The organism is Rhodococcus sp. NPDC057529 (genome assembly GCF_042802055.1).
GTDB lineage: Bacteria > Actinomycetota > Actinomycetes > Mycobacteriales > Mycobacteriaceae > Rhodococcus_F.
This window is the reverse complement of record NZ_JBHVEY010000007.1, coordinates 193,093-215,848: the sequence shown is the minus strand read 5'-3', so window position 1 is coordinate 215,848 and position 22,756 is coordinate 193,093. Positions and strand designations below refer to the sequence as shown.

Below are 22,756 nucleotides of genomic sequence, written 5' to 3'. Positions count from 1 at the left end.
GTGGCCGGCGAGTGCAGGGACTCGTTAACCACGCACGGGCGGCTCCGCCGCCTAGATCCGTTCCGCCAGGCCCGGGTAGTCGATGATGAACCCGTCGCGGTCGACCGTCACCGAGGAACTCGACACCGGCGACAGCACGTGAATGCCGTCCGGACCGCTGCTGTAGGTGAGGATCGCGCCCTCCACCCGCAGGTCCAGGAGGTTCACGTAGACGACGGGCACCTCGACGTCCTCGGACCCGAGGTGCAGTCCGTACCGCCGGATGGGCAGGGCGTTGAAGAAGGGGCTGAGCACCATGTCGACGTCGAGGGCACCCTCGAACGTGGACCGCTGGTGGTTGGCGCCGTGCTCCACCATCCACGTGCCCTCTTCGTCCCGGCTGATCGACATCTGCCGCTCACCGGCCGCGACGGACGTCCGCAGCGACAGCCGGCGGGTCACGCCGCTCTCGTCGGTGACGAGGTCGTAGGACGCGCTGAACGCGGGATGCTCGGGGCACTCGCCGCCGATGATCCGGCCTGCGGCTTTGATGCGGTCGCCGTTCAGCTGGACGCGCACCGATTCCATTCGGGGTGCGTTGTCCGCCCGCCACGTCAGTACTGCGGGCCAGGTCGAGGCACCGGAGGCTTGGATGCTCACCTGTCTACGGTAAGCGACGACGGCTCCCGGGGTGGCAACGGGCCGAGTTTCGTTGCAGCAGAGTTGTCGAGCGTCAGTGCCCGGGCTCGTTCCGTGACCGCGATGCGCGACGAGAAGACGACGAGGGCGCCGAGTCCGACCGCGACGTTCAGCAGCGCCCCGAATTCCTGTGCGACGAAATCGAACACCTCGGTGAGGAGCACCGTGACCAGGGCTGCCGCCCGCAGGAACTGCAGCGGCCACAGTTTGCCGTTCCGCAGTCGCACGACGGCCGACCAGCAGAGGACGAACGCGATCGCGGATCCGGTGAGCTGACCGATCGTCGTGATGTCGGTTCCCTCGTCGCCGCGGAGGTCGTCGTCGAGGGTGATCACGGCGCTGAGCAGTCCCAGGGTGGAGAACAGGGTGAGGAGCACGGCCGCGGTCCAGAGCATGCCGGGGCCCTTCGCGAACGCGGGCGTCGCGCGACGGGTCAGCTCCCTGGCCGTCGGCACGGTCCGGCCGTTGCGGTCCGGGCAGTGGTCGAGCAGATCCCGGACGGACGTCAGCGTCGCCTCGTCCGCCCCGGCGGCGGCCGCCCGGCGCAACTGTGCCAGCGCCTGTTCCCGGCGGGCGCGGTCCAGGCCGCGGTCCAGGCCGCCGAGCGCGATGGCGGCGGCGTTGGCGACGTCCTCCGTCGGGGTCGGCGGTCGCACGTCGTGCAGCGACCGGTTGACCAGCAGCAACACGACGATCACCACGTACATGATCGCGACGGACGGCCGGTAGAAGTAGTCGTTGGTCTTGGTGACGAACTTGCCGATCTCGTCGAGGAACAACCCGAATCCGATGCCGCCGATCACGACCCCCAGGACCCGCGGTTTCATCCCGAGGAACGAGAACACGGTCACGAGCGCCACGACCATGCCGAGTCCGCCCCACAGGACGTGCGCGATGTGCAGCGACGATCCCCCGACCTGCGGATAACCGGTGAGGTGGAGGTACGCGCGGGTGAGCAGGATCGTGCAGATCCCGATGATGACGAACGCTTCGACGAGGCCGCTGCCCTGGGCGTCACGCACGAGGTGCGACCGGTTCCGGAAACCCGAGATCATGTCGCCTCCCTGTGTTCCCACCTACAGGAAGTCTAGGACTCTCGGTGGTGGAAAGTCTGCGTGTTGCTCGCCGTGGACGGGCGATCCAGACGCTCGAGTACGCGGTCGAGGACCTGCGGGTCCTGCTGATCCACGCTGGGACGCCTCCGCGGCTCGTTATCATGTGTGGCTGCGCCACCCGTGAGTACTTCTTAACCGCCCGCGGTTAAGAAGTACTCACGGGTCGTTGGTCAAAGCGGCCACAGATCTCGAGTAACGTTCTCGGGTGACTGGTTCGTGAGGAAGGGTGCCGTGACGTCAACCGGGAGCATGGTGGGCCTGTTCGCCGGTATCGGCGGGCTCGAGTTGGGTCTGAGGGAGCACGGCTGGAACACCGAACTGCTCTGTGAGATCGACCCGGGCGCCCAGGCGGTTCTGCGTACCCGATTCACGGACGTCCCAGTGCATTCCGACGTCACCAAGCTGCGGTCCCTCCCCCAGGACATCGAACTCGTCGCCGCCGGATTCCCCTGCCAGGATCTTTCCCAGGCCGGCCGGACCGCGGGGATCACCGGTGCACGCTCCGGTCTCGTCGACGAAGTGTTCCGGTTGGTGAAGCGGAAGAAGGGCCCGCGCTGGCTCCTCATCGAGAACGTGCCGTTCATGCTGCAGCTGGGTCGCGGGGCGGCTATGAGGCACATCACGGACGCCCTCGCGGACCTCGGCTACACGTGGGCGTACCGCGTGGTCGACGCGCGCGCGTTCGGACTCCCCCAGCGCCGGCAGCGGGTCCTGATGCTCGCCTCGCGGACCGAGGATCCCCGCGCGGTCCTGTTCGGTGAGGACGCCGGGGAACGCCCCGTCGACGACCCCACCGACTTCCCGTGCGGTTTCTACTGGACCGAGGGCACCCGCGGCCTCGGGTGGGCGGTCAACGCGGTACCCACCCTCAAGGGTGGTTCGTCCGTCGGGATCGCGAGCCCGCCCGCCGTGCGACTGCCGTCGGGCGAGATCGTCACCCCGGGTCTCGTGGACGCCGAACGCCTGCAGGGCTTCGACCCCGACTGGACGGCGCCCGCCGCGCTGGTCCCCGGTCTGCGGAACAGTCATCGGTGGAAGCTCGTCGGCAACGCGGTGAGTGTTCGGATGGCGTCGTGGGTCGGGCGGCGGCTGCTCGAGCCGGCCGAGTACGAGCGGGGCATCGAGACGCCGATGAAGCCCGGCGACGCGTGGCCCGTCGCGGCGTGGGGCAGCAACCGTCAGGCCTTCCGCGTGCACACGTCGACGTGGCCGGTGCAGGAGCCGTACGAGGATCTCAGTGGCTTCCTCGAGGACACCCGGCTGCTGTCGGCGCGCGCGACCGCCGGGTTCCTGAAACGGGCCCGGATGGGCAATCTGCGTTTCGTGCCCGGGTTCATCGACGACGTCGAGAGCCACCTCGACCGCATGGGCGGCTTCCCCGAGGCCGCCGCGTAGCCGGACGGACCTGCGATGCCCGCCACCGACCCCGCGACCAGCGCCCGGATGCGGGCGCAGCGGCGGCGCGACACGGCACCCGAACTCGCGTTGCGCCGCGAACTGCATCGCCGCGGGGTCCGGTTCTTCGTGGACCGGGCGCCGATGAAGGGCGTGCGGCGGCGCGCCGACCTGGTGTTTCCGCGACTCAAGGTGGCCGTGTACGTGGACGGGTGTTTCTGGCACAGCTGCCCGCAGCACGCGACGTTCCCGAAGAACAACGCGCAGTGGTGGGCCGACAAGCTCGCCGGGAACGTCACCCGCGACCGGGACACCGACTCGACGCTCACCGACGCCGGGTGGACGGTGGTGCGGATCTGGGAGCACGAGAATCCGGTGGTCGCCGCGGACCGGGTGCAGGCGGCCCTGCGCCGCTGACGGTGAAGGTGTTGCACTTCCCACCCCTTGGGGGTCTGGTCGCCGACGCCGGATCGGTGCAGGATGGTGTCATCAGCAACCGTTCGAACCACATTCGGAGGCGCATGATGATCCGCCGTATCGTCGCGGCGGCCTCCATTGCGATTGCAGGAGCGGCCGTCCCACTCGTCGGTCCGGTGCCCTATGCGGTGGCTGCCCCCGGCGACACGTACATCAGCAATCCCCCGGCCAATCCCGCGGACCAGGGTTTCTGCGAGGACCAGGCCGCCCTCGCGAACAATCTCTCCGCCAAGGGCGACTTCGCGCGAGCCGACGGAGTCGTGTCGGCCGCGAACATGAGCGGGTGCCGGATCTACACGTTCTCCAGCCCGTAACCGCTTGCCGTTCCGGCAACAGATTCTCGTGTCGGCGGTTCCGTCCCGTGAGGCACGTGACCCCGACGGGCGTCCCGTGACGATTCACGACACCGTCCTGCACGCGGTTCGCCGGGCCTGACGACGGTCTACCCTGTCGGGCACGATCTCCCCGATTCCCGTCATCGCGCTCACCCCGAACCGCTGAACTCGGCGGCGTGCGCCGACGCCCACTGCGCGAACGTGGTCGCCGGGCGTCCGGTGAGTTGCTCGACGAGGCGATTCGCCTGCTGAGGGTGGTCGACGAGACTCGCCATCCCCTCCAGGTACCAGCGGGCGTACTCCCCCATCGCCGGTGTGAGGACGTCCACGGCCTCGTCCAGCGGCACCTGCCGGTACTCGATGTTCCGGCCGAGGGCGGCGCCCAGTTCCCGGACGAGGTCGGCGCGGGTGATCGTCTCGGGACCGGTGAGTTCGTACGACTTGCCGGCGTGCCCGCCGTCGAGGAGGGCGACGGCCGCGACCTCGGCGATGTCGTCCATGGCGATCGGCGCGTTCGCCGCGGTCGGGTACGGCTCGCGCACGGTGTCGCCTGCGGCGATCTGCGGTGCCAGAATTCCCGCGTTCTCCATGAACTCGCCGGGCCACAGGTGGGTCCATTCGATGCCGGACGCCTCGACGGCGCATGCGACGTCGCCCCAATGGCCGTCGTGGGGGCCGGAGAGGTCGACGACGTGCCGAACGCCGGCCTGCTTCGCCAGGCGCAGTGCGTCCGGGGCGGTGTCGGGAGTCGGTGCGAGGTAGAGGGACTCGACGCCGTCGAACGCCGCGGGCAGGCTGTCGAGTCTGCGGAGGTATCCCTCGACGACGGTGACCGCGTCCGGAAGTTGCGCCTTGTCAGGATGATTCGTGAGGGCCCGGACGTCCGTCGCGCCCCGCGCGAGCAGGTGGTCGACGAGCATTCGGCCGATGTTCCCGGTTGCCCCCGTCACGAGAATCGTCATGGCTGCACGCTACTACCGCGCCCGGGCACGTGAGTGGCAAAGTGTGCGCGGGCACGCTTTACCGCTCACATGGGGGGTCAGCTGGTCGGCGGGGCGGGGGTCGTGGACGGCGCCGGTGTCTCCGACGGCGTCGGCGTGGCGGGGGACGACGCATCCGGGTTCTGCACCCCGGGCCTGAGCCGGTAGATGTGTTCCGGCGAGATGATCTCGGTGACGGCTCCCGCCAGCGCCGTGCTCGGTTCGCTGTCCTCGTAGGCGACGTCGGTGTTGAGCATGATCGCGACCGTGGTCTCCTTCTCGGGAAGGTACATGCACACCGTCTGGTAGCCGGGGAGGCTGCCGTTGTGCCCGATCCAGCCCGCGATGTCGAAGATGCCCAGACCGTAGCCGACGTCGGATGCCAGCCCCGGCGCGGTCACCGTCTCGAGCCGCTGCGCCTGCGTGGCCGGCTGCAGCAGTGTTCCGGTGGCCAGCGCGGGCGCCCAGATGCGCAGGTCGTCGAGGGTGGAGATCATGGCCCCTGCCGCCCATCCCCAGGACGGATTCCACTCGGTGGCGACGGCTTCCTTCTCGTCCAGGGTCTGCTCGGTGTAGCCCTGCGCGTGCGGTTCGGGGAACGCGTTGGTGGTCGGGAAACTGGTGTCCGCCATCTTCAGTGGCTGGAGAATCTTCTGCGACACGTACTCCGGGAGCGGTAGTCCGCCGACCTTCTCGACGACGAGCCCCAGCAGGACCGTGTTCGTGTTCGAATACTCGAAACCCTGACCGGGCGGGAACGACGCGGGCTGCGTGAACGCGTAACCCAGCAGTTCTTGCGGCGTGAATGCCCGCATCGGGTCGGAGAGCAGCGCCTGCTGGAAGTCCTTGTTTGCCGTGTAGTTGGGCAGCCCGCTTTGCATCCGGGCGAGCTGGCGCAGCGTGATCTGGTCACCCGCAGGCACGCCCTCCACGTATTTCGAGATCGGGTCGTCGAGGGCCACCTTGTCCTCGTCGACCAGTTGCAGCAGTGCCGTGACCGTGAACGTCTTTGTCACACTGCCGATCCGGTGATAGAAGTCGGTCTCCATCGGGGCGCCCGTCGACTTGTCGGCGACGCCGAACGCCTTCACGTAGTCACCGTCCGGCCCCCACACGCCGACGATCGCACCTGGAATCGCCGCCATCGACATCGTCTTCTCGATCGCCTCGTCGAGCCGGTCCGCGACACCCGGGTCGATCTGGCCGGCGCCCGCCTCGGCCCCCGGCGATCCTGTCTGCGTCGTCGTCGAGGTCGCGGAGGTGCCCGTGGAGGAGGAGTCATCGGAGCACGCCGACGCCACCACCAGCAGCAATGCTGCCGCGACCGCCGCGAGGCCCCGTCGCCGATTCGTCTTGGTCACGACCTGAGCTGTCATCGTGCGGTCCCGTCGTCGAGGTGCCCCTCTCGGGAATTTACCCCGCGACCGCCGGGCGAATGTACCTTTCGGCGCTTCCGAGGCGACCGACGGTACGTTCGCCCTACGGCGCACTCTCGGTCGCGTATTCGGCCAGCAGCCGCTTCTCCTCGTCGCGGCGGGGGAAGAAGAAGAACACCACCAGCGCCCCGGCGCACACCACCAGGATCGCGGCGAGGTACGCGCGGTCGTCGCCGTCCAGGAAGGCGCTGCGGGCGGCCGCGATGATCTGCTCGGCGTACTGCGGATAGCGTTCCGCGAGCACCTCGGCGCTGGAGTACGACTTCGTGAGCGCCGCTTGGGTTTCCGCGTTGATCTGGCCGGCGTCCGGCGACGAGGCGATCGTGGCGGACAGCGACTTGGCGTAACCGGCGGTGAGCACCGCGCCGAGGATCGACTGCATGATCGCGCCACCGAGGTCGCGTTGCAGGTCGGACGTGCCCGACGCCATACCCGCCCGCGACACCGGCACCGAACCGGTCAGCGACCGCGACGCCGGGGTTCCCGCGAATCCGACCCCGATACCGACGAACGCGTAGGCCAGTGCCACCCACCAGTACGTCGCGTTCTCGTCCCACCACACCAGCGCGACGACCAGTCCGAGGACGACGAACAGGTAACCCAGGAGCAGGGTGAACCGGGAGCCGTGCGATTCGATGAGTTTCGCGGAGCGGGGTGCGACGACGACCATCGCGACGGCGGCCGGGATGATCGCGGATCCGGCGGCGAGCGTGGAGTACCCGAGCACGTTCTGGAGGAACTGCTGCCCGATGAACATCGCTCCCATCAAGGCGCCGAACACGATCACCCCGCCGACGGCGGCCACCCAGAACGTCGGGCGGGCGGCGACATGCAGATCGAACAGTGGGTGCGCCGCCCGCCGTTGCTGCAGGAAGAACGCGGCACCCGCGGCGAGGGCGATCAGGCCGAGACCGACGGCGAGTGCCCCGGAGCCGTCCACCGGCGCGAAATTGATCGCGAGGATGAGGGCGGCGATGAAGACGACGGAGATGATGCCGCCGAGATTGTCGACGGGATCGGTCGTTTCGTTGACGTGGGCGGGCACCCACAGGATGGCACTGACGAGGGCGAGACCGGCGAGCGGAAGGGTCACGAGGAACACCGAGCCCCAATGGAACTGCTCGAGGAGCGCCCCCGACACGATCGGTCCGAGCGAGGAGATCGCGCCCCCGAGAGCCGACCACAGTGCGATCGCCTTGGTGCGCGGCGGTCCCGACCACAGCGCGGTGATGATCGCGAGCGTGGTGGGGAACGCGAGCCCGGCGGAGACGCCGCCGAGAACTCGTGCAAGGAACAGTATTTCGAAGTTCCCGGCGAATCCCGCGATCGCCGACGCCGGCAGTGACAGCGCCATGCCGAGCACCAGCATCTGCTTGCGCCCGTAGCGGTCGCCGAGCGCCCCGAGGTAGAGGACCGACGCCGCCAGCCCGAGGGAGTACGCCACGGCGACGAGGTTCAGCTGCGTCTGACTCGCGTCGAACGCGCGGCCGATGTCGGGGAGCGCGACGTTCGCGACGGACAGGTTCAGGTTGGCGACGGCGGCGACGAGGATGAGGGTCGCGAGGGTCAGCGTCGCCCGGGCCGGCGCCTGCGTCGATTCTGTTCGAGTCACGTTCTGCTCCCGGGGTTCTGGTCGCCTCGCGCGCCCGGGCCGATCGTGCCGGCCACCGGTTCCGGGGTCGACGCGAGCAGCGTTGCCGCGAGCGGGAAGAGGAGGACGGTGATCGCACCCGCCGCGACGAGCACGGAGGCGTTGGCGGACGTCATGTCGCCCGAGTCGACGGCCACTCCGGTGACGGCGACGATCAGCGGCAGACCGGTTCCCGCATACAGCGCAAGCTGGGTGCGTTCGCGGACGGTGAAGGGCGGGTCGGTGCCGTCGGCGCCGCGGTCGAATCTTCCGGCGACGTAGACCGGTCCCGACCGCACCAGCAGAATCAGCAGGACGAACGCGATCAGGACGCCGGGTTCGGACGCCACCGCGGCGACGTCGATGGCCATGCCCGACGTCACGAAGAAGATGGGGATCAGGAAACCGAACGCGAGGCCGTCGAGTTTGGTTTCGAGTGTCTCGTCGCCTTCGGGGGTGGCCCGGCGCAGGATGAATCCCGCCGCGAATGCTCCGAGGATGGTGTCGAGGCCGAACTCCGCCGCGAGCACGGTGAGGGCGACGAGGAGCAGCATCGTCAGCCGGACCGTGGTCTGCGACGTCGTCTCCGACCCGGACCGGATGATCGCGGTGATCCGGGAGCCCTCCCGTCGCACGCGGGCGGGGATGAACGCGACCAGCACCGCCGCGGCCGTGAACAGCCCGAGGACCACGATGGACGCCACCGACCCACGGGACCCGAGCAGCACCGCCATCGCGACGACGGGACCGAGTTCGCCGAACGCGCCGTGATTGAGAATGGTCCTGCCCAGCCGGGTGTCGAGTCCGCCCGCGTCCCGGAGGATCGGCAGGAGGGTGCCGAGAGCGGTCGACGTCATGGCGATGGCGACCGCCGTGCCCGCGTCGACGACGTGGGCCAGACTCAGCAGCGACACGACGGTGAACGCCAGCGCCAGCGAGATCAGCCACGTCAGCAGCGCCCGCCTGCCGCCGCGACCGGTGATCTCGGCCGTGTCGATCTCGTAGCCGGCCAGCAGGAACAGCAGTCCCAGCCCCAGTTCGCGCAGCAGGTCGATCTCGCTGCCCGCGACCGCGAGGTCGAAGACGTGCGGGCCGACGACGATCCCGGCGACGAGCAGGAGCACGACCTCGGGCACCAGCTTGCGGGGGAACAGCCCGGCGAGCAGCGGGGCGATCACGGCGCACGCCACGATCCAGAAAAGCGAGGCTCCCACGGAAGGCATGCATCACCCCTCTCTCGAACCACCCGGCACCGGCACTGCGCTCGAGCCTCACAGAACCCGGACCCCGGGTCATCATCCGTAAGGGATGAACGGCGCCGCGCGGAATCACCCGTCGTGGATGATGCGCACCCCCGGGCCGGTCGCGATCATCGACACCAGGGCACCCCAGCGCAGGGAGAGAAGATGTCGATTTCAGCTGAAGATGTCGGTCCGGTCGCGTTCCTGTTTCTCACCTTTCCGGGTGAGCGGGCCGATCCCGCAGTGATCGACACGTTCCGCGAGGTGGTCGCCCAGGGCGTGGTCACCATCCTCGATCTCGTGTTCGTCTCCAAGGGGGCCGACGGCACACTGCGCCAGGTGGAGGTGGACGAGGACCTCGACAGCATCGGACTCGCCGCCCTGTCCCTCGAAGCCAAGGCGCTGATCAGCGACGAGGATCTCGAGGTGGTGCGCGAATCACTGGAGCCGGGCACGTCGGCTGTGGCGCTGGTGTACGAGCAGACGTGGGCGCGCAAGCTCGCCGCCGCGTCCCGGCACGCCGGCGGCGAGGTCGCTCTCCACCTGCACATCCCGCGCGAGGTGGTCGAGGCGGCCATCGCCGCCGCGGTCTGACGGTCACGAACGGAAACGGAGCAACGACATGGTTTTCAGGGGTCCACGCCGTATGGGACGCCCCGGGCTGCTCGGCACGGTGGCCCGGACTGCGGTCATCACCGGCACCGCGCGGGCGACGTCGAACGCGATGAACCGGCGCGCCGCCAACAAGGAGGCGGAGCAGCAGGCTCGGATCGACGAGGCGGCGCAGCAGCAGTACGCGGAACAGCAAGCAGCACAACAGCAGGCGCCTCCGCCACCACCGGCACCCGCGGGCGGCGACGACCTGGTGTCCCGCCTCCAGGAACTCGCCCGTTTGAAGGACGCCGGCGTGCTCACGGACGAGGAATTCGCGGCGGCGAAGGCGAAACTACTCGGGTCCTGACGCGGCGGTGCCGAATCCTCAGTAGAACTCGACGGTGTCGACGCGGTTGATCAGTTCCTCGCCGTCGAGGAAGCGGGTGGCGTTGCGCGCGAACAGTTCCGCGATGAGGCGGTCCTCCGCGGGATTCAATGCCGCGGTGTGCGGGCTGACCAGCACGTTCGGGTGAGTCCACAGCGGGCTTGTCGACGCGAGGGGCTCGGACGCGAACACGTCTAGCGCGGCGAATCCGACGCGTCCGTCCTCGATCGCCGCGGTCATGGCGACCTCGTCGACGACGGTGCCGCGGCCGACGCTCACCACCGTCACCCCGGGCTTGACGGCGCCGAATACCTTTGCGCTGACGAGGCCTTCGGTGGCACTGGTTCCGGGAAGCGTCACGACGATGCCGTCCGCGTCGCCGACCACGTCGGCCAGCCGGTCGGGGTGCACGATCTCGTCGACTCCCTCGACCGCGGTGTCGCGCCTGCTCGTTCCCACGACGGTCGCGCCGAGGGCCTTCAGCTTCAGTGCCGTCGCCCGGCCGATGCTGCCCAGCCCGACGATGACGATGCGCTGCCCGGACACGGTTCCCATGGCCCAGCGGCCGCTCCACGCCTTGTCGCGCTGCTGGGCGAGTAGCCGCGGGAGGGTCTTGGCGCCGGCCAGCAGTCCGAAGACGGCGAACTCGGCGAGCGGTTCCGCGTGCACGCCGGCGGACGTGCTGAATGCGATGCGGTGGAGTTGCTCGTCGGTGAGTCCGGCCGCCTTCACCTGGGCGCCGCCGCCGGCCGGCATCGTGTGCACCCAGCGGAGGCCGGGGTTGACCCGCGCCGTTCTCGTCAGCGCCGCGGGAGTCTCGTCGGGTACGCCGTACAGAGCCTGCGCCGAATCGACCAGGTCGTCGAAGGCCTTCTGCTGCTCCGCGGTCCGGGTGAACGACGGGTCGCCGGAGTGATCACCCGGAAATCGGGAGGGCGGCAGCAGCTCCTGCTCGCGGATGAAGTCGATGCGCGGCTCCGCCCGGGTGACGAGGTCGATGAGTTCTTCGCTGACGGGGGTCGCGGCGACTACGCGGAGTCGCCGCTCGTGCGGCTTCGGGTCGTGTGCACTCACTGCGGATTCCTTCGGTACAGGACCAACTCTGGCCATATGTTCAGAATAAAAACTCTGCACTAATCATGTGATTCAGTCAACACTTCCAATTACGTATGACAAATAGCTCGTTGCGCGGTAGGGTCCTCGCCATGCCAGTGACCTGGGTCACTGCACCGACCTGTTTGTGACCGCGCTGAACGTGGTCCCGTCCCACAACGGAGCAGAAGATGTCGCCAGAATCGAAAATGCCGGAAGGCAGTGGATCCACCCGACCGGTGCGCGCCTCGGACGACCCGGACTATGCCGCGAACCTCAAACGCGCGACGCTCGCCAGTTCCATCGGCAGCGCACTCGAGTACTACGACTTCGCCCTGTACGGCCTGGCGTCGGCGCTGATCTTCGGTGAGCTGTTCTTCCCCGCGATGGGCGCGTCGGCCGCGCTGATGGCCAGTTTCGGCACGTACGCCGTCGGATTCCTGGCCCGCCCCCTCGGCGGTCTGTTCTTCGGCGCCCTCGGCGACCGCATGGGGCGCAAGGCCGTCCTGATGATCACGATCGCGATCATGGGCGGTGCGAGCACTCTGATCGGCGTGCTGCCCACCGGCGCCCAGGTGGGCATCTGGGCGCCGATCCTGCTGGTCGCGCTGCGACTGCTGCAGGGCTTCGGCGCCGGCGCCGAACAGGCCGGTGCCACGACACTCATGGCGGAGTACTCGCCCACCCCGCGACGCGGATTCTTCTCCGCACTCCCGTTCGTCGGAATCATGGTGGGCACCCTGATGGCGTCCGGGGTCTTCGCGATCCTCGGTCAGATCGATCGTGAACTGCTCCTCGCCTGGGTGTGGCGGGTGCCGTTCCTGGCGTCCGTCTTCCTCATCGCGGTCGCCGTGTTCATCCGGCTCCGTATGCAGGAGAGCCCCACGTTCATCAAGCTGGAGAAGCAGGACCAGATAAGTGAGAGCCCGTTCCGGGAACTGATCGGCAGTTCGATGCCCAGCGTGCTCCGCGGCATCGGCCTGCGGATGGCCGAGAACGGCGGCTCGTACATCTTCCAGACCCTCGGCATCAGCTACGTGACGACGGTGGTGGGTGTCAGCAAGTCGATCGGACCGCTCGCCATCGCCTGCGGCGCCGCGATCGGCATGCTCGTCATCCCGTTCTCGGGCGCGCTGTCGGACCGCTTCGGCCGGATGCGGGTGTACCGGTTCGGTGCGGCGTTGCAGCTCGTCCTCGCCGTCCCGTCGTGGTGGCTGCTCTCGCTCGGCAACCCCTACCTCGTGGTCGCGACCCTCGCGGTCAGCTACGGGATCGGCGTCAACGTGATGCTCGGCGCGCAGTGCGCCGCCCTGCCGGAGCTGTTCGGAAACCGTCACCGCTACATCGGCGTCGCGGTCGCCCGGGAGACGAGCGCAATCCTCGCCGGCGGCATCGCACCCTTCGTCGGCGCCCTGCTGCTGTCGCTGATGAACAACTCGTGGGTGCCGCTCGCGATCTACGTGCTGGTCCTCAGCGTCATCACGTTCGCCACGACATTCGTGACACCCGAAACCCGTGGCCGCGACCTCGGGCTCGCGTGGGATGCGATGGCCGATCCGGTGCACGGACCGGATGCCGTTGCCCCGTCCAAGGATCGGGTCGGCGCATGAGGCTGGCCCGCATCGCGACCGATTCGGGACCGCGGCCGGTGTGCCTGCGGGACGGTCGCTGGCACGAGGTCGCCGACCCATTCGCGGACACCGTGACGTTCACCGGACCCGCACACGACGTCGACGGGGCGCGCCTGCTCGCGCCTGCCGAACCGCGGGTCCTGCTCGGGATGGCGCACAACGGCGCACCCGGAGATCGCGACCTCCCGTTGCAGGCGTTCATGAAGTCGGCGCGCACGGTGATCGGCCCCGAAGATCCGATCGTCGTCGACGAACGGCTGGGGAAGGTCGTCGCGGAGGGCGAACTGGCCGTCGTCATCCGGCGCACGTGCCGCAACCTGCGCCCCGAGGACGTGCCTTCCGCGATCCTCGGCTACACGATCGGCAACGACGTCACCGCCGTCGATCAGATCGCGTTGGACGACAAGCTCACCCAGGCCAAACACGGTGACGGTTTCACGCCGCTGGGACCGTGGATCGAAACCGAACTCGACCCCGGCGACGCTCCGATCACCGTGCGCGTCAACGGGGTCATCGTGGCGGAGGCGTCCACGGAGCAGCTCGCCTGGAACGTGTCCGAGCAGCTGGTCCATCTCACCCGGTATCTGACGCTGGGGCCCGGAGACGTCGTGCTCACGGGGTGCCCGTTGACGTCGGGCCCGGTCGGACCGGGCGACCGCGCCGAGATCACGCTCGGCGGAATCGGCACGCTGAGCAATCCGGTGGGTGCGACGTGAACCTCTTCGATCTGTCCGGGCGCATCGCCCTGGTCACCGGTTCGAGCCGCGGAATCGGCTACGCACTCGCGCGGGGCTTGGCCGGGGCGGGAGCCACGATCGTGCTCAACGGGGTGTCGCCCGGGCGTCTCGCGCAGGCCCGCGAGCAGCTCGGCGCGGAGTTCGGCGAGAACCGGGTCCACGCGTACGCGTTCGACGTCACCGATCCCGAGCGGGTGACCGAGTCCGCCGAGCGGATCGAGTCGGAGGTCGGGCCGATCGAGATCCTGGTGAACAACGCTGCCCTGCAACACCGCCAGCCGCTCCTCGACGTCACGCTCGAGGACTGGAACAGGGTGCTCACCACCGATCTCACCAGCGCCTTCCTCGTCGGGCGTGCGGTCGCCCGGTTCCAGATCGGCCGTGGGAGCGGGAAGATCGTCAACGTCTGCTCGGTGCAGAGCGACCTGGCCCGGCCCACCATCGCGCCGTACACCGCCGCGAAGGGCGGTTTGCGGAATCTGACCCGCGCGATGACGGCGGAGTGGGCCCGCTCCGGGCTGCAGATCAACGGCCTCGCGCCCGGCTACATCCACACCGAGATGACGCAGGCCCTCGTCGACGACACGCAGTTCGACGCCTGGCTCCGCGGCCGCGCGCCGGCGGGCCGGTGGGGCACCCCGGACGACCTCGTGGGTCCGGCGGTGTGGCTGGCGTCGGATGCCTCCCGGTACGTCAACGGTCAGGTGATCTTCGTCGACGGCGGGATGACGTCGGTGGTGTGAGGAGTCACCGGCCGACAGCGGCGGCGGGTTCGGTCTGCACGTCCCCGAAGGAGCGGCGGGTGTGCCGGACGAGTTCGCGGAGCGCGGGACCCCCGAGGCTCTTCCAGACCAGCGCGAGCACGGCCGGGATGTCGACGCCGTCGAGGGCGACGGCCGTCAACCGTCCCCGGTAGTCCGTGGCCATCGACTCGCTGAGGATCGCGACCCCCAGCCCGCGGATCGCGAGGTCGGCGACGGCGTCGGGTGCGCTCGCCTGCAGGGCGATGTCGGGGCGGAGGCCTGCGGCCGCACACGCCTCGTCGAACACCGTCCGGATGCCCGTTCCGGTCGGCATACATACGATCGCATGGTCGCCGAGTTCGGCCAGCGTGACTCGCGACTGCCCCGCCAGCGGATGATCCGGCGACACCGCGGCGACCAGCCCCTCGCTGATGATCGGGAAGGCGTCCAGCCCCTTCGGCGGGGCGGTCGAGGTGGCGACGAGAGCGAGATCGATCGCACCGGCGCGGACGCGTTCGACGAGGCGGTCGGAGCTGTCCTCCGTCAGCGTGATCTCGATCCCGGGATGCGCGACGTGGAACGCGGACAACGCGTCGAACAGCGGCTTGATCGTGCACGCGGTGACCATCCCGACGACGAGCCTGCCCCGGATCAGCTGGTTCACGTCGTCGACGGCCTGCCGCATCGCGTCGGCCGACGCGAGTGCCGCGCGGGCGTGCAGCAGCGCCGCCTCCCCCGCCGCCGTGAGCGTCGCCGTCCTGCTGGAGCGGTCGATCAGTGTGGCGCCGAGATCGTGCTCGAGCTGCCGGATCTGCGCGCTGATCCCCGACTGGCTGATGTGGACACGTTCTGCGGCGCGGGTGAAGTTCGCTTCCTCGGCGACCGCGACGAAGTACTCCAGCTGCCTCAGTTCCATAACCAATGATTCTAGTATTCAGCAGAACTATCTGTTGGACTTCCGGTTGCGTCGGCACCACCCTGGAAAGGGACAGCCCAATCCATCCACGAAAGGATTCCCGGTGACCGACTACGAGAAGGCCCAGAACCCCGAAGACCTCACCCGACTGTTCGTCGAGCGCAGCAACGCGGGCGACGCGGCCGGAGTCGCCGCCCTGTACGAGGAGAACGCCGTCATGGCGTACCCGCCCGGCAGCCGGACGGTCGGCCGGGCCGCCATCCGGAAGCTGTGGGAGTCGGTGCTCGCGAACGCGCCGCACTTCGAACCGGAGACACCGCTCCCCACCCTGATCAGTGACGACATCGCGCTCACGTCCACCCCGCCGAAGGACGGATCCGGCGCGCGGGCGCAGGTCGTCCGCAGGCAGCCGGACGGAACCTGGCTCCGGCTCCTCGACCAGCCGGAATTCGTCCCGCCCACCAGCTGAGCCGGCCTCTACACGGCATGAACTTCGTTGTCCACCATTGCATCTGCATTCGGATCGGTGGGATCATAGGGGTCATGCGCAGACCGCGTTGGCCGGCAGTAGCACCACCCACCACCGGAGGACACCGGGTCCACGGCCCCCTGATCCTCACGGCCGAAGACCACCTCACGCTCGAGCTGTTCGAGATCGTGGCGTTCCCGGACGGCCTCCAGCTCCGGATGGCACTGACCGCGACGGGCAGGCCCGCGGAGCTGGCGCAGTACGAGACCCGCTCGCTGTCCGACCCCGACGATCCCTCGACGCGGTGGTCCTACCTGTCGGTGCGGGCGCGCGTCGACGACATCGAGGGCGAGGCCGACCCGTACCATCCGGCGGCGGCGTCGAAGCCGTGCGGGAGCGGGCCACCCGAGTACCGGACCGAGCCGCACTACTGGCTCGACGCGATCCCCGTGTCGGGCTTCATCTCGGTCACCGCCGGCTGGCCGCGGATCGGCCTCGGTGCGACGACCACCACCATCGGCCTCGAATCGAGCACGCGAACGTCGTGACCGTCAGGTGCAGCAGTGGGGGTCGAGGACGACCCGCAGTGCGTCGAGGGCATCCGGTCGAGCGCCGTAGAAGACGTTCATGCCGCGGCGCACGGCCTGAACCATTCCCGCCTTCTTCAGCTGGCCGAGGTGGTGACTGACGGTCGATTCGGACAATCCCACGCCGGTCGCGAGATCGCACGTGCACACCTCGCCGTCGCTCGCGGTCAGCAGGATCGACATCAGCTTGATCCGGACCGGGTCGGCCAGTGCCTTGAGGCGGAGCGCGAGGTGCAGGGCGGCCTCGTCGGTCATCGGGGCGGCCGAGACGGGCGCGCAGCAGATCGGCGCGGACACATCGAGAACCGGCAGCGTCTTGGGCATGAGTTCATGATCCCACCTTCTTGACTTATGTCAAAAAGGTGGGATTCTGTGAAGGTAAGTAATTCGACATATGTCACACAGGTGGAGGTTGTCATGTCCCGCGCCCAACTCGCCCTCAACGTCGACGATCTGGAGGAGGCAGTCACGTTCTACTCGAAACTGTTCGACACCCGGCCCGCGAAACTGAAGCCGGGATACGCCAACTTCGCCATCGCGCAGCCACCCCTGAAACTGGTGCTGCTCGAGAACCCCGGCAAGGGCGGCACCGTCAATCACCTCGGCGTCGAGGTCGAATCGAGCGCCGAAGTCCACGAGGAGATCACCCGGCTGACCGCGGAGGGCCTCTTCACCGACGAGGAGATCGGCACCACCTGCTGCTTCGCCACCCAGGACAAGGTGTGGGTCACCGGTCCCGCCGGCGAGAAGTGGGAGGTCTACACCGTCCTCGCCGACTCCGACACGTTCGGGTCGAGCCCCCGGCACCTCGACCCCGATGCCGAGGGGGCCACCTGCTGCTGACCGACAGAGAGAAACCCCGCCATCTGCATCACTGCAGTCGACGGGGCTTCTTTGTGCGCCCGAAGGGATTCGAACCCCTAACCTCTTGATCCGTAGTCAAGTGCTCTATCCGTTGAGCTACGGGCGCGTGCTTTTCAGTTGTCTAACTCTCACCGGCCGACTAGGCCCGGTGTGGCGGAGGCGAGAGGATTTGAACCTCCGGTCCCTCGTAAAAGGGACAACTCATTAGCAGTGAGTCCCATTCGGCCGCTCTGGCACGCCTCCCTGGGGTGGTTCCGATCCCTTCGGACCGCCGGTGCGAAAGATTACACACCTTTCCACCACAAAGGCAAAACGGCTGGTCAGCGCGCAGGAATGGCCGGTCTACCGCAGGTTGACGTCGAACCAGTCGAAGATCCGCCGCTGCGCGTCGACGATGGCCTGGGCGCCCGGGTCGTCGTCCCGGCCGTCGGGCACCTGTGGCGGTTCGTCGGCCCGGTGCGCGAGACCGGCGTAACTCACGACGAGCCCCGCGACGTCGGACTTGGCGGTGGCGTCGCGCAGCATCTCGACCTGATCCGGCGGCGTGGACGGATCGTCCTCCCCGTACAGACCGAGCCACGGCGCCTTCAGCCCGGGCGCCGCGTGCACGAGCGCGGGCGCATCCTCCGACAGTGGTTCGACGATCCCGGGGGCGGCGACACTCACGGCGGCACCGACGGGACGGGTCGTCGCGACGAGCAGGGCGGCGGTCCCGGCGTCGTCGAAACCGAGCACCCCCACGCAGTCGGCGTAGATCCCGCGCGCGATCAGCCAGTCGAAGGTGGCGTCGAAGTCGGCGAACAGGGCGTCGCCGAACACCTCCGCGTCGCTGGTCGCCGGTTCCCGGTGGAAGAGGTGCGGCGCGACCGTCACCCAGCCCTCCATCGCGAGCGAACGCATCAGTTCGAGGAGTGCGTCGCTGAACGTGCGCGACTCGTGCAGGATCACGATCCCGCCCCGCGCCGGACCGTCCGGTTCCACCGCGGTGAGCGGAACGCGCCTCTGCGGGTCTACGGGCGCGTCTCCGGACGTCCGCAGGGCTGCACTGTCCCTGAAGAATCCCGACATGTCCCTACCTTGGCACGAAGGGGGCGTCGGCGCAGTGGATCGGGAGGCGCATAATCGCCTGGTGACTCCGCGAACCAGGGCAGACCTCGACACCATCCCGGCCTACATCCCCGGCAAGAATTTTCCGGGCGCGATCAAGCTGGCGAGCAACGAGACCACGCTGGGCCCGTTGCCGAGCGTGCGCGACGCCATCGCGGACGCCGTCGCGGGCGCGAATCGGTACCCGGACAACGGTCACGTCGCCCTGATCGCCGCCCTCGCCGATCACCTCGGGGTGGCCACGGAGAACATCGCCGCGGGGTGCGGTTCGGTGAGCCTGTGCCAGGAATTGGTGCAGGCCACGTGCAACGACGGTGACGAGGTCATCTTTGCGTGGCGCTCCTTCGAGGCCTATCCCGTGGTCACCCAGGTCGCCGGGGCGACACCCGTCAAGGTCCCCCTCACCGCCGACCACGGGCACGACCTCGACGCGATGCTGGCCGCGATCACCGATCGCACCCGGCTGATCTTCGTCTGCAACCCGAACAACCCCACCGGCAACGCGCTGACGAAGGCCGAACTCGAGCGGTTCCTCGACGCCGTTCCCGCCGACGTCCTGGTGGCCCTCGACGAGGCCTACTTCGAGTACAACCGGTCCGACGCCGACGGCGTCGCCCTGTTCCGCGGACGCCCCAACGTGGTGGTGCTGCGCACGTTCTCCAAGGCGTACGGCCTGGCCGGCATCCGCGTGGGATACGCGGTCGCCGATCCGGCGGTCGTCACCGCGCTGAGCAAGGTCCACATCGCGTTCGCGGTCAATGCCGTCGCCCAGGCCGCCGCCATCGCGTCGCTGGCCGCGGCCGGTGAACTGCTTGCTCGCACGGACGGCGTCGTCGCCGAGCGGAACCGGGTGCGCGACGCCCTGCTCGCCGCCGGATACGAGGTGCCCGCATCGGCCGCCAACTTCGTCTACCTCCCGCTGGGCACCCGCTCCGGCGCGTTCGGTGCGGCCAGCGCCGAGGCCGGTGTCCTGCTGCGCCCCTACGGCGACGACGGGGTGCGGATCACGATCGGCGATCCCGCGGAGAACGACGCGTTCCTCGCGTTCGCGACGAGCACCGAGGCGCGTTCGATCGCGAACGCCGCCGTCCGGGCGTAAACGCTCGCGACGTCACCGCCGCCCTCGGCAGAACGCCCGGTCAGATGCCGAGCGCACTCTTCAGGACCGGCCACGACGTGCGCAGTTCGTCCTGCCAGTACGGCCACGAATGCGTGCCGAAGTTGCGGTAGGTGAACGTGGCCGGGATCGCGAGCTGGGTCAGGCGCTGCTGGAACGTCTGCGTGCAGAGGTTCGCCGCCGCCTCGAGCGGGCCGCCCACCGCGATCGTGGACGCGATGTCTCCGGTGATCTCGTACGGTCCGGGAAGACCGTTGCCGGTGGAGATGTAGATCTGCTTGCCGCGCAGCGCTTCGGCGTTCACCGAGGGATCGTGGGCGCTCCAGGCGGGATCGGTGTCCGGACCCCACATGTTGGCCGGGTTTCCGCCCTTGAACGCCACCGTGCCGCGGACCGAATCACGCGAGCTGGGGTTCGAGTTGTCGAGGCATCCGCTGTAGGCCGCGAGTCCGCGGTAGAGCTGCGGGTGCCTGGTGACGAGGTTGGCGGCGCCCATCGCGCCCATCGACACACCCGCGACGGCGTTGACACCGTTGCCGCTGAAGTTCTCGTCGATGATCGGCGGGAGTTCCTTGGCCAGGAACGTCTCCCACTTGTTGACCCCCAGCGTGGGGTCGGGCTGCAGCCAGTCGGTGTAGTAGCTGGCGGTGCCGCCCACCGGGAGCACCACGTTGACCTTCTTGTCGGCGAAGAACTGGACGACGTCCGTCTTCTGCGTCCACGTGCTTTCGCGGAAGTCCGACTCCGCACCGGCGCTGACGCCGTCGAGCAGATACAGCGACGGCCGCGAGCCGCCACCGGCGGGGTGCAGGACCTGGACCTGCACGACGCGGCCCATGGCGGGGGAATTGATGAAGACGGCGCTACGGGTGTCGGTGAGCGGGACGATCTTGTCGACGCTCGCGACGCCGTTGCCCTGGGGCGCGACCGGAGCAGGTGCCGGATCGGCCACAGCAGTGAACGCCGGCCCCAGAAGGGTCAGTGACACTGCCAGACCGACAGCAGCCATTGCTTCGCGACGCATAAAGAAAACCCTCTTCCCCGGACTGTGTGGACCCCGATTGCACAGTACAAAATGCGTCCGGTCAACAAGAGCTTAGAGGGTTTGTGACAGCTGTGTACTCCACCGTGATCACGTTGTAGTCACCACGGTTCACCCGGCTGCGGACGTCCGGCCGCTACTGGGGCAGGGCCGACTTCAACTGGTCCAGACCGTTTCCACCGAGTTCGTCGAGCGCGGCGCGCCGGCCCGTCATCGCCAGCACGAGCGCCAGCATCGGGCCGGAGACCTCCGGTCCCGATCCGGTGGTCCAGTCGGTGTCGGTGGCCCGCAGCGTCAGCCCGGCGACCCGCGACTTCGACCCGATCAGCAGGTTCGAATTCTTGTAGAAGTCGGCCACGCGGACGACGGCGTCCATCGGGTACTCGTGTGCGATGCCGAGCGGCCGGCGGATGTCCTCACCGTGGACGATCATCTCGCCGAGCATGGCGTCGATCGGCCCCGGCGGGTGGGTGGAGTCGGCCATGTGCGCCCGGAACTCGTCGAGCGCCTCCGCCGGTGTTCCTTCCTCTTCGTGTGCGATGTCCTTCTCGAACATGGTGTTGATCCGGAATCCCGACCCGACAAGCTTTCCGACGAACTTCGGCGGCGTCATCTTCTCCGTCGCCGTCATGTGCGCGAACACGTCCCGCACTGTCCACCGCTCGCAGAGCGACGGCGTCGACCACTGGGTGTCGGTCAGCGGTTCGAGGTCGTCCGCCAGGGCGCGGCGTTCTCGGTGAATCGTGGGCCAGGGGCTTGACGTTGTCATTTTTCACTCCCTCGTCGCCAAGAATTCTCCCACCTCGGGACGTCGGCGGCGAGACCCATTGCACAACGCGTTAGTCACGACTAACGTATTGACCGTGCTCGATCAGTTGGAAGTCGCAGCTGAGCCCACCCGGAGACGCCTCATGCAACTGCTGACCGCAGGCGAACAGACCGTCAACAACCTCGCCGCACATTTCCCCGCGAGCCGGTCGGCGATCTCGCAACATCTCCGGGTGCTCACCGAGGCCGGGCTGGTCACCGCGCGCAAGGACGGACGCTTCAGGTACTACCGGCTCGATCCTCAGGGACTCGCACAGCTCCGCACGTTGTTCGACTCCTTCTGGATCGACGAACTCGACCGCCTCGTCGCGGACGCCACCGACGAGACAGGATCCCAAGGAGACAGCTGATGCCATTCGACAAAACCGTCGTCGTCCCGCTGGACCCGGACGCCACGTTCGATCTCGTCACCAGACCGGACCGATTGCGGCGATGGCAGACCGTCGCGGCCCGCGTCGACCTGCAGGCCGGCGGCGAGTACCGGTGGACCGTCGTTCCCGGGCACTCGGCGGCGGGCACCTTCCGGGAGGTCGTGCCCGGCAAGCGAGTGGTGTTCGGATGGGGCTGGGAAGGCGACGACGAACTCCCACCGGGATCGTCGACGGTGACGGTCACTCTCACCCCGACCGCCGGCGGCACCGAGGTACGCCTCGTGCACGACGGGCTGAACGCCGAACAGGCCGCCCGCCACACGGAGGGCTGGAACCATTACCTCGACCGGCTCGTCGCCGCCGCGCAGACGAGCGACGCCGGGCCCGACGACTGGGCAGCCGCACCCGACCCACTCGACGAACTGTCCAGTGCCGAGGCGACATTGGCTGTCGTGCAACGTGTCCTGCGCGGCGTCACGGCCGAGGACATGTCCAGGCAGACACCGTGCACCGAGTTCACCGTCTCGCAACTCGCCGATCATCTGGCCGGTTCCATCACCGCCCTCGGCGGCGCGGCGGGCGCGACATTCGACGACGACCCCGGCAAACCGGTCGAGGCCAGAATCGCCGACCTCGCCCAGCCCGCGCTGGAAGCGTGGCGCACTCGCGGCCTCGACGGCACCGTGACTCTCGGTCCGAACAACGCTCCCGCAACCGTCGCCGCGGGGATCCTGTCGATCGAATTCCTCGTTCACGCATGGGATTTCGCGGCAGCAACCGGAGGTGAGGTTGCCGTATCCGAGCCGCTCGCCGAATACGTGCTGTCGCTGACACACAAGATCATCACGCCCGAAGGCAGAAAGGTCGTCGGGTTCGACGACCCCGTACCCGCCCCGCACACCAGCGACGCGATCACCCGGCTCATCGCCTACACCGGTCGCCGCCCCGCCCCGGCGGCCTGACACCTCACACGGAAAGGTCTTAGT

General features: G+C 68.5%; 26 protein-coding genes and 2 tRNA genes. 14 read left to right on the top strand and 14 right to left on the bottom strand.

The annotated features are described in order from the left end of the window. Positions 1–51: 51 nt before the first annotated feature. Complete coding sequence (locus ACFU5V_RS15980) at positions 52–639, bottom strand: putative glycolipid-binding domain-containing protein (RefSeq protein ID WP_072938341.1); 588 nt, start codon at positions 637–639, stop codon at positions 52–54. Continuing rightward, positions 636–1,733, bottom strand: coding sequence for a hypothetical protein (locus ACFU5V_RS15975; RefSeq protein WP_378700718.1), 1,098 nt, complete (start codon positions 1,731–1,733; stop codon positions 636–638). The genes ACFU5V_RS15980 and ACFU5V_RS15975 overlap by 4 nt, the downstream gene beginning before the upstream one ends. A gap of 309 nt (positions 1,734–2,042) precedes the next feature. On the opposite strand from ACFU5V_RS15975, the gene ACFU5V_RS15970 reads away from it, so the two are divergent. The 3 genes from ACFU5V_RS15970 (at position 2,043) to ACFU5V_RS15960 (ending at position 3,979) form a co-directional block, all read left to right on the top strand. Further along, positions 2,043–3,188 carry a DNA cytosine methyltransferase gene (locus ACFU5V_RS15970; protein WP_378700716.1) on the top strand — a complete coding sequence of 382 codons (1,146 nt, stop codon included), beginning with the start codon at positions 2,043–2,045 and terminating at the stop codon, positions 3,186–3,188. A gap of 15 nt (positions 3,189–3,203) precedes the next feature. Next, the gene (locus ACFU5V_RS15965; protein WP_378700475.1) at positions 3,204–3,605 is read left to right on the top strand and encodes a very short patch repair endonuclease; all 402 of its coding nucleotides are present in this window, start codon (positions 3,204–3,206) and stop codon (positions 3,603–3,605) included. A 104-nt stretch (positions 3,606–3,709) separates the two neighbouring features. Next, positions 3,710–3,979, top strand: a complete 270-nt coding sequence (locus ACFU5V_RS15960) for a hypothetical protein (RefSeq protein ID WP_378430570.1) — start codon at positions 3,710–3,712, stop codon at positions 3,977–3,979. Positions 3,980–4,149: 170 nt separating this feature from the next. Here ACFU5V_RS15960 and ACFU5V_RS15955 read toward each other — a convergent pair whose 3' ends face one another. From ACFU5V_RS15955 to ACFU5V_RS15940, 4 genes are all read right to left on the bottom strand, one after another. Further along, complete coding sequence (locus ACFU5V_RS15955) at positions 4,150–4,962, bottom strand: NAD(P)H-binding protein (RefSeq protein ID WP_378700473.1); 813 nt, start codon at positions 4,960–4,962, stop codon at positions 4,150–4,152. Positions 4,963–5,039: 77 nt separating this feature from the next. Continuing rightward, a complete protein-coding gene (locus ACFU5V_RS15950) occupies positions 5,040–6,356 on the bottom strand; it encodes a serine hydrolase domain-containing protein (RefSeq protein ID WP_378430572.1) in 1,317 nt (438 codons plus the stop codon). Between the two features lie 103 nt (positions 6,357–6,459). Further along, on the bottom strand, positions 6,460–8,028 hold the full coding sequence (locus ACFU5V_RS15945; RefSeq protein ID WP_378430573.1) for an MFS transporter: 1,569 nt from the start codon (positions 8,026–8,028) through the stop codon (positions 6,460–6,462). Continuing rightward, positions 8,025–9,269, bottom strand: coding sequence for a cation:proton antiporter (locus ACFU5V_RS15940; RefSeq protein ID WP_378700471.1), 1,245 nt, complete (start codon positions 9,267–9,269; stop codon positions 8,025–8,027). The genes ACFU5V_RS15945 and ACFU5V_RS15940 overlap by 4 nt, the downstream gene beginning before the upstream one ends. A gap of 183 nt (positions 9,270–9,452) precedes the next feature. On the opposite strand from ACFU5V_RS15940, the gene ACFU5V_RS15935 reads away from it, so the two are divergent. Both ACFU5V_RS15935 and ACFU5V_RS15930 read left to right on the top strand, forming a co-directional pair. Continuing rightward, positions 9,453–9,881 (top strand): DUF6325 family protein, encoded by a 429-nt coding sequence (locus tag ACFU5V_RS15935; RefSeq protein WP_378700469.1) that lies wholly within the window; start codon positions 9,453–9,455, stop codon positions 9,879–9,881. A gap of 28 nt (positions 9,882–9,909) precedes the next feature. Then, positions 9,910–10,248 carry an SHOCT domain-containing protein gene (locus tag ACFU5V_RS15930; protein WP_378700467.1) on the top strand — a complete coding sequence of 113 codons (339 nt, stop codon included), beginning with the start codon at positions 9,910–9,912 and terminating at the stop codon, positions 10,246–10,248. Positions 10,249–10,266: 18 nt separating this feature from the next. Here ACFU5V_RS15930 and ACFU5V_RS15925 read toward each other — a convergent pair whose 3' ends face one another. Further along, positions 10,267–11,340 (bottom strand): D-2-hydroxyacid dehydrogenase, encoded by a 1,074-nt coding sequence (locus ACFU5V_RS15925; RefSeq protein WP_378430577.1) that lies wholly within the window; start codon positions 11,338–11,340, stop codon positions 10,267–10,269. A gap of 227 nt (positions 11,341–11,567) precedes the next feature. Here ACFU5V_RS15925 and ACFU5V_RS15920 point away from each other — a divergent pair, with 227 nt between their 5' ends. Genes ACFU5V_RS15920 through ACFU5V_RS15910 form a run of 3 tightly spaced genes read left to right on the top strand, consistent with a single transcriptional unit; the run spans position 11,568 to position 14,469 of the window. Next, positions 11,568–12,968 carry an MFS transporter gene (locus ACFU5V_RS15920; RefSeq protein WP_378430620.1) on the top strand — a complete coding sequence of 467 codons (1,401 nt, stop codon included), beginning with the start codon at positions 11,568–11,570 and terminating at the stop codon, positions 12,966–12,968. After that, entirely contained in the window at positions 12,965–13,705 is a 741-nt protein-coding gene (locus tag ACFU5V_RS15915; protein WP_378700465.1) for a fumarylacetoacetate hydrolase family protein, read from the top strand. The genes ACFU5V_RS15920 and ACFU5V_RS15915 overlap by 4 nt, the downstream gene beginning before the upstream one ends. Next, positions 13,702–14,469, top strand: coding sequence for an SDR family oxidoreductase (locus ACFU5V_RS15910; protein WP_378700463.1), 768 nt, complete (start codon positions 13,702–13,704; stop codon positions 14,467–14,469). The genes ACFU5V_RS15915 and ACFU5V_RS15910 overlap by 4 nt, the downstream gene beginning before the upstream one ends. A gap of 4 nt (positions 14,470–14,473) precedes the next feature. Here the strand turns inward: ACFU5V_RS15910 and ACFU5V_RS15905 are convergent, their stop codons facing one another. After that, a complete protein-coding gene (locus ACFU5V_RS15905; protein WP_378700461.1) occupies positions 14,474–15,385 on the bottom strand; it encodes a LysR family transcriptional regulator in 912 nt (303 codons plus the stop codon). A 103-nt stretch (positions 15,386–15,488) separates the two neighbouring features. On the opposite strand from ACFU5V_RS15905, the gene ACFU5V_RS15900 reads away from it, so the two are divergent. Together ACFU5V_RS15900 and ACFU5V_RS15895 are read left to right on the top strand one after the other, a co-directional pair. Beyond that, the gene (locus ACFU5V_RS15900; RefSeq protein ID WP_087561567.1) at positions 15,489–15,854 is read left to right on the top strand and encodes a nuclear transport factor 2 family protein; all 366 of its coding nucleotides are present in this window, start codon (positions 15,489–15,491) and stop codon (positions 15,852–15,854) included. Positions 15,855–15,928: 74 nt separating this feature from the next. Then, positions 15,929–16,402 (top strand): hypothetical protein, encoded by a 474-nt coding sequence (locus ACFU5V_RS15895; RefSeq protein WP_378700459.1) that lies wholly within the window; start codon positions 15,929–15,931, stop codon positions 16,400–16,402. A 3-nt stretch (positions 16,403–16,405) separates the two neighbouring features. On the opposite strand, the gene ACFU5V_RS15890 is transcribed toward ACFU5V_RS15895, so the two are convergent. Continuing rightward, positions 16,406–16,765, bottom strand: coding sequence for an Rv2640c family ArsR-like transcriptional regulator (locus tag ACFU5V_RS15890; protein WP_378430582.1), 360 nt, complete (start codon positions 16,763–16,765; stop codon positions 16,406–16,408). Between the two features lie 93 nt (positions 16,766–16,858). On the opposite strand from ACFU5V_RS15890, the gene ACFU5V_RS15885 reads away from it, so the two are divergent. After that, on the top strand, positions 16,859–17,284 hold the full coding sequence (locus tag ACFU5V_RS15885; RefSeq protein WP_378430583.1) for an ArsI/CadI family heavy metal resistance metalloenzyme: 426 nt from the start codon (positions 16,859–16,861) through the stop codon (positions 17,282–17,284). A gap of 54 nt (positions 17,285–17,338) precedes the next feature. On the opposite strand, the gene ACFU5V_RS15880 is transcribed toward ACFU5V_RS15885, so the two are convergent. From ACFU5V_RS15880 to ACFU5V_RS15870, 3 genes are all read right to left on the bottom strand, one after another. Then, a tRNA-Arg gene (locus tag ACFU5V_RS15880) sits at positions 17,339–17,411 on the bottom strand. A gap of 45 nt (positions 17,412–17,456) precedes the next feature. Continuing rightward, a tRNA-Ser gene (locus tag ACFU5V_RS15875) sits at positions 17,457–17,548 on the bottom strand. 99 nt (positions 17,549–17,647) lie between these two features. Next, complete coding sequence (locus ACFU5V_RS15870; RefSeq protein WP_378430584.1) at positions 17,648–18,373, bottom strand: dienelactone hydrolase family protein; 726 nt, start codon at positions 18,371–18,373, stop codon at positions 17,648–17,650. Between the two features lie 61 nt (positions 18,374–18,434). Between ACFU5V_RS15870 and hisC the strand changes: the two genes are divergently transcribed. Further along, positions 18,435–19,511, top strand: a complete 1,077-nt coding sequence (hisC, locus tag ACFU5V_RS15865) for a histidinol-phosphate transaminase (protein WP_378700457.1) — start codon at positions 18,435–18,437, stop codon at positions 19,509–19,511. A 40-nt stretch (positions 19,512–19,551) separates the two neighbouring features. On the opposite strand, the gene ACFU5V_RS15860 is transcribed toward hisC, so the two are convergent. Both ACFU5V_RS15860 and ACFU5V_RS15855 read right to left on the bottom strand, forming a co-directional pair. Next, entirely contained in the window at positions 19,552–20,553 is a 1,002-nt protein-coding gene (locus ACFU5V_RS15860) for an alpha/beta hydrolase (RefSeq protein ID WP_378700455.1), read from the bottom strand. 154 nt (positions 20,554–20,707) lie between these two features. Next, entirely contained in the window at positions 20,708–21,340 is a 633-nt protein-coding gene (locus ACFU5V_RS15855) for a maleylpyruvate isomerase family mycothiol-dependent enzyme (RefSeq protein ID WP_378700453.1), read from the bottom strand. Positions 21,341–21,482: 142 nt separating this feature from the next. Between ACFU5V_RS15855 and ACFU5V_RS15850 the strand changes: the two genes are divergently transcribed. Both ACFU5V_RS15850 and ACFU5V_RS15845 read left to right on the top strand, forming a co-directional pair. Further along, positions 21,483–21,749: an ArsR/SmtB family transcription factor gene (locus tag ACFU5V_RS15850; protein WP_378700451.1), complete on the top strand. Its 267-nt coding sequence runs from the start codon at positions 21,483–21,485 to the stop codon at positions 21,747–21,749. Next, entirely contained in the window at positions 21,749–22,732 is a 984-nt protein-coding gene (locus tag ACFU5V_RS15845; protein WP_378700448.1) for a TIGR03086 family metal-binding protein, read from the top strand. Before ACFU5V_RS15850 ends, ACFU5V_RS15845 begins: the two co-directional genes overlap by 1 nt. Positions 22,733–22,756: the final 24 nt, after the last annotated feature.